The sequence below is a fragment of the Bradyrhizobium sp. CCBAU 51745 genome (assembly GCF_028128715.1).
Lineage (GTDB): Bacteria > Pseudomonadota > Alphaproteobacteria > Rhizobiales > Xanthobacteraceae > Bradyrhizobium > Bradyrhizobium manausense.
This window is the reverse complement of the sequence record NZ_LBJP01000091.1, coordinates 115,371-130,203: the sequence shown is the minus strand read 5'-3', so window position 1 is coordinate 130,203 and position 14,833 is coordinate 115,371. Positions and strand designations below refer to the sequence as shown.

6 protein-coding genes are annotated in these 14,833 nt (G+C 65.9%); 4 read left to right on the top strand and 2 right to left on the bottom strand.

What is annotated here, in order from left to right:
* Window positions 1-16 precede the first annotated feature (16 nt).
* Together XH98_RS33440 and XH98_RS33435 are read left to right on the top strand one after the other, a co-directional pair.
* Window positions 17-1,294, top strand: a complete 1,278-nt coding sequence (locus XH98_RS33440; RefSeq protein ID WP_220001879.1) for a beta-ketoacyl-ACP synthase — start codon at window positions 17-19, stop codon at window positions 1,292-1,294.
* 10 nt (window positions 1,295-1,304) lie between these two features.
* Window positions 1,305-2,237, top strand: coding sequence for a lipid A biosynthesis lauroyl acyltransferase (locus tag XH98_RS33435; protein WP_271603218.1), 933 nt, complete (start codon window positions 1,305-1,307; stop codon window positions 2,235-2,237).
* Window positions 2,238-2,537: 300 nt separating this feature from the next.
* Here the strand turns inward: XH98_RS33435 and XH98_RS33430 are convergent, their stop codons facing one another.
* Window positions 2,538-4,274, bottom strand: coding sequence for a tetratricopeptide repeat protein (locus tag XH98_RS33430; RefSeq protein WP_271621114.1), 1,737 nt, complete (start codon window positions 4,272-4,274; stop codon window positions 2,538-2,540).
* 188 nt (window positions 4,275-4,462) lie between these two features.
* Here XH98_RS33430 and XH98_RS33425 point away from each other — a divergent pair, with 188 nt between their 5' ends.
* The gene (locus tag XH98_RS33425) at window positions 4,463-9,001 is read left to right on the top strand and encodes an autotransporter outer membrane beta-barrel domain-containing protein (RefSeq protein WP_271621113.1); all 4,539 of its coding nucleotides are present in this window, start codon (window positions 4,463-4,465) and stop codon (window positions 8,999-9,001) included.
* Window positions 8,991-13,595 (top strand): autotransporter domain-containing protein, encoded by a 4,605-nt coding sequence (locus XH98_RS33420; RefSeq protein ID WP_271621112.1) that lies wholly within the window; start codon window positions 8,991-8,993, stop codon window positions 13,593-13,595. Before XH98_RS33425 ends, XH98_RS33420 begins: the two co-directional genes overlap by 11 nt.
* Before the next feature lie 122 nt (window positions 13,596-13,717).
* On the opposite strand, the gene XH98_RS33415 is transcribed toward XH98_RS33420, so the two are convergent.
* Window positions 13,718-14,830 carry a polyamine ABC transporter substrate-binding protein gene (locus tag XH98_RS33415; RefSeq protein WP_271603222.1) on the bottom strand — a complete coding sequence of 371 codons (1,113 nt, stop codon included), beginning with the start codon at window positions 14,828-14,830 and terminating at the stop codon, window positions 13,718-13,720.
* Window positions 14,831-14,833: the final 3 nt, after the last annotated feature.

Here is a 14,833-nt window from a genome sequence, read left to right as displayed (position 1 = left end):
TCGGGGGACGATCGACATGACTGCACCACGCGACAAACTCGGGCGTCCCGTCGTCGTCGTCACCGGCATGGGCATCATGACCTCGCTCGGTGCCGGCAAGGCCGACAATTGGTCGAAGCTCGTTGCAGGCGAATCCGGCATCCGCACCATCACGCGCTTTCCGGTCGACGGCCTGAAGACCACGATGGCCGGCACGGTCGATTTCGTCAGCGTCGATCCGTTCTCCTCGACCGGCCTGTCCGAGCGGATGGCCGAGCTCGTCACGGAGGAAGCCCTCGAGCAGGCCGGCATCGGCGCCAAGGGCGATTTCCCGGGTCCGCTCTTCCTCGCGGTTGCACCGGTCGAAGTGGAGTGGCCGCAGCGCCGCGAGCTCGGCCGCACCGTGGGCGCGCCCGACTTCACTTACGACGATCTCTTGCGCATCTCCGGCGGCGGCAAGTTCAGCGCCTATCATCATCGCTTCATGTTCGGCTCGGTCGCAGCCCACCTCGCCGAGACCTTCGGCACCAAGGGCTCGCCGATCTCGCTGTCGACGGCCTGCGCATCCGGCGCGACCTCGATCCAGCTCGGCGTCGAGGCGATCCGCCGCGGCGAGACCGATGCGGCGCTGTGCGTCGCCACCGACGGCACCGTGAATCCGGAAGCGCTGGTGCGCTTCTCGCTGCTGTCGGCTCTGTCGACCCAGAACGATCCGCCGCAGGCGGCCTCCCGCCCCTTCTCCAAGAACCGCGACGGTTTTGTCATGGCCGAAGGCGCCGGCGCGCTGGTGCTGGAGAGCTACGAAGCAGCTCTCGCGCGTGGAGCAAAGATTCTCGGCGTGATCGCCGGCTGCGGCGAGCTCACCGATTCCTTCCATCGCACCCGCTCCTCGCCCGACGGCAAGCCGATCATCGGCTGCATGAACAAGACCCTGGCCGATGCCGGCATGACGCCCGACCAGATCGACCACATCAACGCGCACGGCACCGCGACGCCCGAGAACGACAAGATGGAGTTCAACACGACCTCGGCCGTGTTCGGCGATCTCGCGCAGAAGATTCCGGTCACCTCCAACAAGTCGATGGTCGGCCACACCATCTCGGCGGCCGGCGCGGTCGAGGCGATCTTCTCGCTGCTGACGCTCGAGCATCAGCGCATTCCGCCGACCATCAATTACGAGACGCCGGATCCCACCATCCTGTTCAACGTGGTCGGCAACAAGGCGCGCGATGCCCGCGTCACCGCGGTGATGTCGAACTCGTTCGGCTTCGGCGGCCAGAACGCATCGCTGATCCTGACCCGCGAACCGGCCTGACCAACGCAGCATGGCGCTGATTCCCATCAGCACGAAGATTCGCGCGCGCAATGCAGCCAAATCGATCGCCGGAGGCCTGATTGGCGCCGCCACCGTCGGCATGCTGCGCACCACGCGCTATTTCGACCCGGTCAAGACCTCGGACTTCTTCGCGCGCGTCACCAAGCTGGTCGGCCCGCGCCTGCGCGAGCATCGCATCGGCCGCGCCAATCTCACCGCGGCGTTTCCCGAGAAGTCGCCCGAGGAGATCGAGCAGATCCTGATGGGCGTGTGGGACAATCTCGGCCGCGTCGGTGCCGAGTTCGCCCATATCGACCATGTCTGGGATTACGATCGCGCGCATCCGGAACGCAGCCGGATCGAGTTGTCGCCGCGCACAATCGAGCTGTACGACCAGATCCGTGACGACGGCAAGCCGGCGCTGATCTTCGCCGCGCACCTGGCCAATTGGGAATTGCCCGCGCTCGCCGCGCCCGCGCACGGGCTCGATGCGGCGATCCTCTACCGCCGGCCGAACATCGCCTCCGCCGACCGCATCATCCAGGAGATGCGCCAGGTCAACATGGGCACGCTGATCCCGGCGGGCCGCGACGCGCCCTTGCGGCTCGGACAGGCGCTCAAGGACGGCAAGCACGTCGCCATGCTGATCGACCAATATCTGACCGGCGGCGTCGAGGTCACCTTTTTCGGCCGCAAGACCCGCGCCAACCCGACACTGGCGCGCCTGCTCCGCCAGGTCGAGTGCCCGATCCACGGCGTGCGCGTCATCCGCCTGCCAAACTTCCGCTTCCGCGCCGAGCTGACCGAAGAGATTCCCCCGGTGCGCGACGCCGACGGCAAGATCGACATCCAGGGCACGATGCAGGCGATCACGAGCGTCGTCGAAGGCTGGGTGCGCGAACATCCCGAGCAGTGGCTGTGGCTGCACCGGCGGTGGCGGTAGGCGCTTGTCATTGCGAGCGCAGCGAAGCAATCCAGAATCCCTCCGCGGAAAGACTCTGGATTGCTTCGCTGCGCTCGCAATGACGATGCTATTCGTCCCGTCATCCTGAGGTGCGAGTTGCGCAGTGCATTTGCACTGCGCGGCGAGCCTCGAAGGATGCATGGCCCCGATGCAGCCGGGCCGCCGCCCTTCGAGGCTTGCTCTGCGGCGCGGCGCGCCACAGAGCGCGCACCTCAGGTTGACGGTCTGACTTTCTCTGACAGGAAGCGAGGAAGGCTCGACGCCGGACGGAGCGCGCCCTCACTCCTCCGGCAACCCCGCATCCACCTCGGCCTGCACGACGCGTTCCCAAGCCGCGACACAGATCGGGCTTGCGTTCTTCATCGGCGGCCAGACGCTTTGCCTGTTGGTGCCGGGCCGCAAGCGCAGGCCTTCCGCGATCGCCGCCCTCGCCTCCTCGTCCCGGCCTAATCTCTGATAGGCGGCGGCGAGCAGGAAATGCGAGCGGCCGGTCCCCGGCGTGATGGCGATCGAACGCTGCAGCCACGGCAGCGCTTCCTCGTAGCGGCCCATCAAGGCATTCGCCGTGCCTGCGCCGAGCAGCCAGGTCCAGCGCGAGGCCGGCGGCGTGTCGTAACGATCGGCCTGCTGGAACGTGGTGAGCGCATCGTCGAAGCGGCCGAGATAGATCTGGCCCAATCCGATCAGATAGAGCGCCGCCCCGTCCCACGGATCGAAGCTCAAGGCTTTGGCGCAGGTGACGAGGCTTTCGACGAAATGGTTGGTGGCGCTGAGGAAGCGGCAAGAGGCCTCCAGCACCGGGATCGAATTCGGCCTCGATCGCAACGCCTGCTCCAGCGTCGCATTGGCCCTCGCCTCGACCGCGACCGCCTCCTCCGGGCTGAACCAGACCATCTGGATGCCGCGCATCTGCAGCGAGGCGAGCGCGACCGCGATGTCGAGATTCTCAGGGTCGTCGTTCAGCGCCTTCTGCAGCATGGCCTGCGCCGCGCCAAAACGCTCGCGCGTGGTCTGGTTGATCGAGGCGAGCGCCTGCTCGACCGCCACCTTGTCGCCGCCCGCCGACATCATGCGGCGCGCCGATGACGATGCACGCGGCTCCAGGATTTCATTGAGACGGCGCGCCAGCACATGGCCGACGCCCGCCGCGAGTCGCGCCTGCGCACGCTGCGCGTCCACCCCCTCGACATTGACCGACACTGTCGCGACCGACTGTACCTCGCCGCTCGCAGTCTTGATGATGCGCGCCCGCAACGTCCAGGATTGATCGGCAAGCTGCAACTCGCCGCGCAGCTCGTAATCGGATGAGGTGGCAGGCGCGGCCGAGCTCTCGCCGCCCGCGACGACCGCGATCCGCGGCGCTACCACGCTGATGTTCTGGATCCTGGCAAAACCGTCGGTCAGACGGCCGGTGACCTCCCCCGCCATGGCCACGCCACTTGGGTCGTTGCTGGCATCAACGATCGGTATCACCGCAATGCGCGGCGGCGCCGGCTTGAACAGCAGGTCCGGCTTCAGCACGGGCGCGGCCACCGCGAGCCCCATGACGATCACGCCAAGCCCCGCCACAACGGCGGCCACGGCACGATGACTCAAACCGAAGATGGGGCGCTGAGGGCGCGCAGGCTGCGCCATGACCACGGCCGTCGGCTCGGGCTCACCCGCCTCGGTCGCAGCCGACAACGCTGCCTCGGCCTGCGCCGTGACATCAGGCGCCTCCGCGACTTCCGCCGCCAGCAGATAGCCGCCGCCGGAGGCGAGCTTGATCAGCTGCCGCCGTTCGTCGCCAAGCGCGGCGCGGAGCTCGCGGATGCACTGGAACAGGCTGTCCTCGCCGACATGGACGTTCGGCCAGACCGCCTCCATCAGCTCCTGCTTGCTCAGCACCCGGCCGCCGCTGGTTGCAAAGAGCCGCAGCATCTCGAATGTCTTGGGCCGGAGCTTGATTGCAACGCCATCGGCCGAACGCAGCTCCGCGCGCTGCTGGTCCAGCTCGAAGCCGGCGAAACGAAGCAATTGAACCCCCGAAGCGTCTGTCTGGGCGGCTCCTATAGAGGAACTGTGTCGAAAAAGCCCGGAAAAATGTCCTGAAGCGGAAATATCAGAAATCTTCAGAAAGCTCCCACCCCCTTATCAGGACACCACCCCGACCCCGATGCGATGAATCAACCCGTGGACTCGTGGGTCGTGTGCTGGGGGACGTGGTGCGGACGGGGAAAGATTGTTTCAAGGCCGGCAGCCGTCTGCGGGCCGCGCTGCTGACGTCATCGGCGCTGGCCCTGGCCTGGGCGCTGCCGGCCTCGCCATCGCGCGCCGCGTCGAATGGCACCTGGCTCACCTCCCCCGGCAGCAACGATTACAGCAACGGCGCCAATTGGGACGGCGGCTTCGTGCCGGTGGGCACGGCCTCGTTCGGCACCTCCAATACCACCAGCCTGGTGATTACGAGCGCCAGCAGCGTCGGCGGCTGGACCTTCAATGCCGGCGCCTCGAACTACACGTTCGACGCCGGCGGTCAGCTGAACTTCACGGGTGCCGGAATCACCGTCAACGGCGGTGGTGTCACGATTAACTACAACAACGGCATGTCGTCATCGTTCACCGGTTCAAGCACCGCCGGCGACGCTACCCTCAACATCAACTACCTCGCCGACCTTGTGTTCTCCGGCAACAGCACGGCCGGCAATGCCGCCATCAACAACAACAGTCAAATCGAGTTTACCACGACCGGTCCCGTCACGGCCGGCTCGATCTCGGGCAGCGGGTATTTCGACCTCGGCGGCAACCAACTGACGGTCGGCTCCAACAATCTGTCGACCGAAGTGACCGGCGCTATTTTCAACGGCTCGCTGGTCAAGATCGGCAGCGGCACGCTGACCTTGTTGGGCGCCAAAACCTATGCCGGCGGCACCACGATCAACGGCGGCACGTTACAGCTCGGCAGTGCCGGCGGCGGCGGCGCCATTCTGGGGAGCGTCACCGTTGGCGTCGGCGGCACGTTCAGCGTCTTCAACGGCGACACCAGCGGCATCACCGGCATCACCAACGACGGAACCACGATCTTCCACAACGGAAGCAGCGCGGGCAGCGCCACCATCACCAACAGCGGCACCCTCTCGTTCTACGACGATGGCACGGCGGGCGCTTCAACCATCACCAACACGGGACACGGCACCGTCGACTTCTACGACCGCAGCACGGCCGGAAACGCGACCATCAACCATAGTCCCACCGATTACACCGCCGCTGTCACCTTCCACAATTCCAGCACCGCCGGAACCGCCAACATCACCAACGATGGCGCCGGCTCGGTTTATTTCCGCGACGCAAGCACGGCGGCAAGCGCAACCATCAACAACAACCTCAACAGAACGATGGCGTTTTACGACGCCAGCACGGCCGGCAGCGCGACCATCAACAACTACGGCGGTCTGACATATTTCTACGGCACGAGCACGGCCGGCGGCGCCACCATCACCAACTTTAGCTACGGCCAGCTCAGCTTCAACGACTCGACCTCGGCCGCAAACGCCAACATCACCAGCGGTCACTACGGCTTCGTTGGCTTCTTCAATTCGAGCACGGCTGGCAGTGCCACCATCAACATCAACGACTTCACCGGCATGCTGACTTTTCACGGCGCCAGTACGGCCGGCAGCGCCACCATCACCAGCACCGGCAATACGATATTTTACGATACCAGTACCGCTGGCAGCGCGACGATCAATAACAACAGCATGCTCTCCTTCTACGGCTCGAGCACGGCTGGCACTGCTGTCATCACCAACACCAACTCGGTCACTTTCAATCAGATGAGCTCGGCCGCGAGCGCCGGCATTACCAACAACGGCGTCCTGTCCTTCAGTGGTTCGAGCACGGCGGCAAGCGCAGCGATCACCAACAACCTTGCAACCAATTTCGCCGGCGCCAGCACGGCGGCAAGCGCGAGCATCACCAACACCTATAATATCCTTTTCAGCGGCAATAGCACGGCCGGCAACGCCGTCATTACCAACAATGGCGGCGGTCCCTTCCACAATTCCGTCGGAAACACCTCTTTCATGGACAACTCGACTGCGGGCAATGCGCAGTTGATCAACAACGACCCGAGCGCCGTCTTCGATTTTTCCCGCAGCTCCGGCCCGAACGGCGATCACAAGCTCAGCGCCGGTTCGATTGCCGGCAATGGCACGTTCTATCTCGGCGATAACGAACTTACGGTCGGCGGCAACAATCTGTCGACCGCCGTCAGCGGCGTCATTGCCGATGGTGGCAGCACCAGCGGCACCGGCGCCTCGCTGGTGAAATCAGGCACCGGCACGCTGACGCTGTCCGGCGCCAACACCTATACCGGCGGCACCACCTTCGCCGGCGGAACGGTCAGCGTCTCCTCGGACGCCAATCTGGGCGATGCGGCGGGCAGCCTGACCTTCAAGGGCGGCACCTTGCAGGTCACCGGCACGACATTCAACACCACCGCACGCACCGTGGTTTTGGGGGTCGGCGGCGGCACGCTTGATATTGCTGACGCGACCAACAATTTCGTCGTCAGCCAGAGCATCAGCGGCAGCACGCTGACCAAGACCGGCGCCGGCACGCTGACCATGACCGGCGCGGCAGGTTTTTCCGGCGCGACGGTGTCCGCCGGCACGCTGGCATTCCTCAACGCCTCGGCCGGTAGCGCAGACATCACCAACAACGCGCAATTGGCATTCTACGGCAACTCCACGGCCGGCAACGCAATCATCAACAACAGCGGCAATGTGCTGTTCGACGGCAATTCGACGGCCGGCAGTGCGCAGCTCATCAACACTGCGTCCAGCGCCGTCATCAACTTCTTCACCCCCGGCCCGAGCAGCGACGGCAGGATCAGCGCCGGCTCGATCGCCGGCAGCGGCCACTTCAACCTCAACGGCGGGGAACTGACGGTCGGCGGCAATAATCTGTCGACCAATGTCACCGGCGTGCTCACCGGCGACGGACACAACACCGGAACATCGCTGGTCAAGGTCGGCGCCGGCACGCTGACGCTTTCGGGCATCAACACCTACACCGGCGCGACGATCGTCAACGGCGGCACGCTATCGGTGAACGGCTCGCTCGGCTCATCGAGCGGCATCACTGTGAACAGCGGCGGCACGCTCAGTGGCACCGGCACCGTCGGCAACACGACCATCGCGAGCGGCGGCACCCTGGCGCCGGGCAATTCCATCGGCACACTCAGCGTCAGCGGCAACCTCGCCTTCAGCGCCGGCAGCTTCTACCGGGTCGAGGTCTCCACCACCGCCGCCGACCGGACCAATGTCTCGGGCACCGCGACGCTCACCGGCGCCACCGTGCAGGCGGTGGCGATCCCCGGCAGCTTCCGCAGCCAGACCTACACTATTCTCAACGCGACCGGCGGCCTTGGTGGAACGCAGTTCGCCGGGCTGAGCGTCAGCGGCAGCTTCAGCCCCGCGCGCAATCCGCACCTCACCTACGATCCGAACAACGTCTATCTCGTGCTCGATCCCGGCGCGATCGTGCTGCCGGCGGGCACCGGCGCCAACCAGAGCAACGTGGCCGGCGCCATCAACGGAGCCGTCGCGGGCGGCGGGACGCCGCCCGCCGGCTTCGACGCGCTGCTCAACATGGGCCAGCCGCAGCTCAACCACGGGCTCAGCCAGGTCTCCGGCCAGCCCGGCGCCGCCGGCACGCAGGCCTCGTTCAATGCCATGCAGCAATTCGTCGGCATGCTCGATCCGCTGGGTGGCGGCGCGGATGGCGAACGCGGCGGCACGGCTGGCGACGGCGGGACGCTGGGCTACGCGTCCACCCAACCAAACGACGCCCGGGTACGCGAAGCCTACGCCGCAGTGACGCCGCGCGCGGCGAGCGGCGAGGTCATCGACCGGCGCTGGGGCGTGTGGGCCTCTGCTTACGGCGGCGCCAGCACGTTGAACGGCAACACTGCATCAGGTTCGAGCACCACCACCAGCCGCATCTACGGCACCGTCGTCGGTGCCGACTATCGCCTCTCGCCGAACACGCTGCTCGGCTTCGCGCTCGGCGGCGCCGGCTACAATTTCGCGCTGTCCGATAGCCTCGGCAGCGGCCGCGCCGATCTGTTCCAGGCCGGCTTCTATGCCCGTCACAATTTCGGGCCAGCCTATCTCTCAGCGGCGCTCGCCTATGGCTGGCAAGACGTCACCACCGATCGCACCGTGACGGTGTCAGGCACCGACAAGCTCACCGCCAACTTCAAGGCCAGCACCTTCTCGGGCCGCCTCGAAGCTGGCTGGCGCTTCGCACCGATCCCCGCCTCCAGTTTCGGCGTGACGCCCTACGCAGCGGTGCAAGTCACCACCTTCCACGTCCCCGGCTACGGCGAGACCGCGATCGTCGGCAGCAACCAATTCGCGCTGTCCTACACCGCGCAGGACACGACGAACGTTCGCACCGAGCTCGGCGCCCGCACCGACCAGCGCTTCCTCGTCAGCGACGGCGTGCTCACCTTGCGCGGTCGCCTCGCCTGGGCCCACGACACCAACACCAACCGCCTGGTCAGCGCCGCCTTCCAGACGCTGCCGGGCGCTGCCTTCACGGTCAACGGCGCGCAGCCGGCGGCCGACTCCGCGCTGGTCGGTGGGCGCGCGGAGATGAAATGGCGAAACGGCCTCTCGCTCGCCGGCACGATCGAAGGTGAGTTCTCCCAGAGCACGCAGACCTACACGGGCAAGGGCACGGTGCGGTATGAGTGGTAGGCGTCCGATCGGTCTTGCCGCGATTGTTTTGATCGCTGGTTTGCTGGCCACCCCGGCACGTGCGCAAAGCGGTGGCGCCGGCGGTGACGGCGACTATGCGCAGACGGGACAAACCGGCGGCGCCGGCGGCGTTGCGGGCATCAATGGCGGGGTCGGAGGCAACGGTGGCGCGCCGAACCGGTCGTGTGTCTGCACTGGCGGCGGCGGCGGTGGCGGCGCTGTGGGTGCAGCGGGCGGAGCCGGTGGCCCGGGCGGCTCCAATTCGCTTCCCACCGGCGGCACCGGTGGGGGCGTCGGACAGGATGGGACTGATGGAACGGGTTTGAACTATACGGCCAGTGGAGGCGGCGGTGGCGGCGGCGCCGCCATCGGGCTGAGCGGCGCGAGCTTGAACAATTCCGCGACGCTGACGGGTGGAAATGGCGGCAAGGGCGGAAATGGCGGGGTCAGCGCCGACGTCGCGGGCGGCGGCGGTGGTGGCGGTGCGGGCAGCAGCGCATTCACCGTCACCGGCGCCGGAATCGTGTCGAACAGCGGCGGCATCACGGGCGGCGCGGGCGGCGCGGGTGGCGCCGGCGCTATCGCCGGCAACGGTGGTGACGGCGGCAACGGGATCGTTGTGACGGCGACGGGCGTGACCGTCAACAATTCGGGAGCGATTTCTGGCGGCGCCGGCGGTGCTGGCGGCGCACACATCTCCGATCCCTATACGCTGGCACGGGCCGGAGCGGCAGGCATCGGAGGCGCCGGCATTATCGGCGCCGGCCTGACCATCACCAACAGCGGCACGATTGCCGGCGGCGCTGGATACGGTGTCGGAGGCAACGCCATCAGCTTCACGGGCGGCGCCAACACGCTGACGTCGGTTGGCGGCACGCTGACCGGCAATCTCGGCCTTGCCAATGGTGTCGGCGCCGGCTTGACCTTTGCGCAGACGACCGCGGCCGGCGCCTCAGGCGACGTGGCGATCTCCGGCATCACCGGCCTCACAGGCGGCGCCACCGATGCCTCGGTGGCTATCAGGCTCGACGGCGGACGCTCGCTCACCATCACCGGTGCCAGCACCTATAGCGGCGGTACCGCGGTGAGCGACGGATCGACACTCATCATCGGCAACAGCAATTCACTCGGCACCGGCACGCTGACGATGGGCGAGACACTTGCCGGAGTCACCAGGCTGGTATTGGCCGGCGACGGTCTTACCATTGCCAATACCATCGTCATCAACAGCGATCCCATCATCACCGTCGCGGCAGGCACGACCAATACGATGTCGGGGCCGATCAGCGGCGCCGGCGACATCGTGCTCAATGGCGGCGGCACATTGGTGCTGTCAGGCGCCAATACATACACCGGCGGCACCACGATCTGCGGCACCGCCTGCGGCGCGGCGGGCGGCAGCAGCGTGCTTCAGATCGGCGTCGACACTGTCGGCACGCCGGGCGCTATCGTCTCCTCGGCGATCGGCACCGGTACGCTCACCTTTGATGGTGGCACGCTGCAAGCCGGCGGCAATTTGACCGTCGCCAATGCTGCGCAGATCAATGCCGCCGGCGCTACGATCGACTCCAACGGATACACCTTCACCTATTCCGGCAACATCGCCGACGCTGCAGGTCAAACGGGCCGCCTGCTGCTCAAGAACACCAACGGCACCGTGATCCTGTCTGGCACCAACACCTATTCCGGCGGCACCACGGTCGCCGGCGGCACGGTGCGGGCGACCAACGGCAGTGCGCTCGGCACCGGCACGATCACCCTGCAAAACGCCCGATTCCAGGCCGGCGGCACAAGCGACCTGACTTTCGCCAACAACTTCAAGATCGATCAGTCAACCAACGGCAGCATCTTCGACGCCAACGGCAAGACGCTGACGATCGCCGGCAATATTACCGACGGCACCGGCTCCGGCCAGGTGACGATCGCGGACTTCACGTACCACCGGAACAAGGTGGTGTTGCTCGGTACCAACACCTACAGCGGCGGCACCAGAATCGGCTCACCGCTGGTGCTTGGTGATGCCACCCACACCGCGTCCATCATCGGTCAGGTCGTCAACTACGACAGTCTCTACATCCGGAATGCCGACACCTCGGCGATTACCAGCCTGATCACAAACGGGTCCAGCTACACGGAATTCTCGGGCACGACGACCGCGAGCGCCATGACCGTCAGCAATCTCGGCGCCGTCTACTTTCTCAATATGAGCAGCGCCGGCAACGCTACGATCACTAACAATTACTTCTACATCGGCGGGCCGATTGTCTATGGCAACGTGCAGTTCGGCACGATGGGAGGAACCGATACCAGCACCGCGGGCCGTGCGACGATCAACAACAACGGCGGCTACACTGCCTTTTACGGGGCGACCAATGCCGGGACCGCCACCATCATCAACGACTCCGGCTCGACGACGTTTATGGATCAGTCGTCGGCGGCCGGAGCGACGATCACGAACCGTAATGGTGGCACTACCTCTTTCGGCGGGTGTTGCGTCAACGAAAACGTGACGGCAGGCAATGCCGCCATCACCAACAACGATGGGGGTTGGACCGTTTTTCAGGGCAGTGCGACCGCGGGCAGCGCCGTCATCACCACCAATTCCGGCGGCCAAACCATCTTCTACCAGAATGCAACGGGCGGCGACGCACAGTTCATCACCAATGGTACCGGCTATGCCGACTTCTCCTTCAGTCGCGGCACCAACGGCGGTGGCCGCATCACAGCCGGCTCGATTGCCGGCTCCGGTTCCTATTCCATCGGCGGCGGCAACACGCTCGTGGTCGGCAGCAACAACCTTTCGACGACGGTCAGCGGCGTGATCTCCGATTTCAATACCGCCCCATGGTGCGGTTGCGGCACGACCGGTCCGGGTAATCTGGAGAAGATCGGCACCGGCACGCTGACGCTCTCGGGCACCAACACCTATACCGGCACCACCGTCGTCAACGGCGGCATGCTCCAGATCGACGGTTCGATCGCATCCTCGGGCCTGACCAGAGTGAACGCGGGCGGCGTCCTCTCCGGCGCCGGCACCCTCGGCAACACCGTGATCGCCAACGGCGGCATCCTGCTGGCCGGCAACGGCACGCCGGGCTCGTCCTTGACCGTCGCAGGCAACCTCGCCTTCCAGTCGGGCGCGCTGTATCTGGTGACGGTCAACGCGAGCGCGGCCTCATCGGTCAACGTCACCGGCACGGCCACACTCGGTGGCGGGATCGGCGTGAGCATCGCTACCGGCAGCACCGTTGCCAAGCAATACACGCTGGTCTCCGCGGCCGGTGGCCGCAGCGGAACGTTCACCAGTTTCGCGGTAACAGGCGTGCCGTCCGGCCTCGCTGCGAGCGTCGGCTACGATGCCGGTCACGCCTACCTGAATTTCGCGCTCGATTACGGCACCCGAACCAACCTCGATACCAACCAGAAGACGGTCGCGGCCGCGCTGCAGAACTTCTTCGACGCCAATGGCGGCATCAACTCCGCCTTCGTCGGGCGCTCCGCAAATGGCCTGTCGCAGCTTTCCGGCGAGAGCGCGACTGGATCGCAGCAGACCACGTTCGGCGCCATGAGCCAGTTCATGGGATTGCTGATCGATCCGTTCGTCGTTGGGCGCGACGGCGGCGCTCCCGCCGTGCCATACGCCGACGAGAGCGCTTCGTTCGCCGATCAGGCGCGCAGCGGCGACGCCCGCGACGCCTTCGCCAGCATTTCGCGCAAGGCGCCGCATGCGGAGTCCGCCTTCGACCAGCGCTGGAACGTCTGGGCGGCGGGCTTCGGCGGCTCGCAGACCACCAGCGGCAACACGTTGGCTGGCTCGAACAACACGACGAGCAGCCTCTACGGCACCGCTGTCGGCGCGGACTATCGCTTCTCGCCGAACACCATCGCCGGCTTCGCGCTCGCCGGCGGCGGCACCAGCTTCAGCGTCAGCGGCCTCGGCTGGGGCCGCTCGGATCTGTTCCAGGCCGGCGCCTTCCTGCGCCACCATTTCGGCCCGGCCTATCTCACCGCGGCGCTCGCCTATGGCTGGCAGGACGTCACCACCGATCGCATCGTGACGCTCACCGGCACCGACCGCCTGCGCGCCGAGTTCAACGCCAATGCCTGGAGCGGCCGCGTCGAAGGCGGTTATCGCTTTGTCGCGCCGTGGACCGGCGGCCTCGGCCTCACGCCCTATGCCGCAGGTCAGTTCACGACGTTCAACCTGCCGGCCTATGCGGAGTCAGTCGTCTCGGGGAGCAATGCTTTCGCTCTCGCCTACACCGCCAGCAGCGTGACCGACGCCCGCAGCGAGCTCGGCCTGCGCACCGATAAATCCTTCGCCATGGCGAACGGCGTCCTCACCCTGCGCGGCCGCGCGGCCTGGGCCCACGACTTCAATCCCGACCGCAACGTCGCCGCGACTTTTCAGGCGCTCCCCGGCGCGAGCTTCGTCGTCGGCGGTGCGCGACCGGCGGCCGACTCCGCGCTCACCACGGCGTCCGCAGAGATGAGATGGCTGAACGGCTGGTCGGCGGCAGTAAGCTTCGAGGGCGAGTTCTCCGACGTGACGCGTTCCTACGCCGGCAAGGGGACGGTACGCTACGAGTGGTAGGTGGCGCCTGCTCTCTCGCGATGCTGCGAGCTGGTGTTTTGCCCGACGTGTCAAATGACCGGAGCCTAGGCGGCAGCGGTTCTACTGTGCATGGGGTTGTTTTGCGGAAATGGATTCGCGCCTCATCGCCCCGTCTTCACCTTGGTCCAGAGGCGGTTGATGATGCGCTGGGTGGCGGGATCGCGGGCGGTGATGACGAACAGCTTTGCGAGCGTCGCCTCGTCAGGATAGATGTTCTTGTCGTTCAAAATCTTCGGGTCGACCAGTTTCTGGCTGGCGAGATTGCCGTTGGCGTAGGACAAAAAGTCCGAGTTCTTGGCGGCGACGTCGGGGCGATAGAGATAGTTGATCAGCTCGTAGGCTTCCTTGACGTTCTTGGCATCCGCGGGGATCGCGAGATTGTCGAAGAACATCTGCGCGCCCTCCTTCGGAATGGTGTAGCCGATCTCGATGCCGCTCTTGGCCTCGGCCGCGCGGGCGCGGGCCTGCATGATGTCGCCGGACCAGCCGACCACGAAGCAGATCTCGCCGGTCGCGAGCGCGCTTAAGTATTCCGACGAGTGAAACTTGCGCACGGACGGGCGGACTTTTGCGACGGCGTCCGCGGCCTTCTCGAGGTCGGCCTGCTTGGTCGAGTTCGGATCGAGCCCGAGATAGCTCAGCGCCGCCGGAAAGATGTCGTCGGCGGAGTCGAGCATATGCACGCCGCATTCTTTGAACTTGGCGAGGTTCTCCGGCTTGAAGACGATGTCCCAGCTGTCGATCTTGGCGTCGGGACCCAGGATCTGCTTCACCTTGGCGACGTTGTAGCCGATGCCCGTCGTGCCCCACATGTAGTTCGCGGCGTAGACGTTGCCGGGGTCGTAGGTGGCGAGGCGCTGCGTCACCACGGGCCAGGCGTTGGCGAGGTTCGGCAGCTGCGACTTGTCGAGCTTCTGGAAGATGTTCGCCTTGATCTGACGCTGCAGGAAATAGGCCGTGGGCACCACGACGTCATAGCCGGACTTGCCGGCCATCAGCCGCGTCTCCAGCGTCTCGTTGGCATCGAAGGTGTCGTAGACCACCTTGATGCCGGTCTCCCTGGTGAAGGCCTCAAGGACGTCGGGCGCCATGTAGTTCGACCAGTTGTAGAAGTTGACGACCCGCTCCTCGGCGCCCGCCCCTTGCGAGAGCAACGTCAGCGCCGCGGCGATCGCAAGACCAAGGCGAAACCTGGAGCGGCTGACGTTGGTCATCTC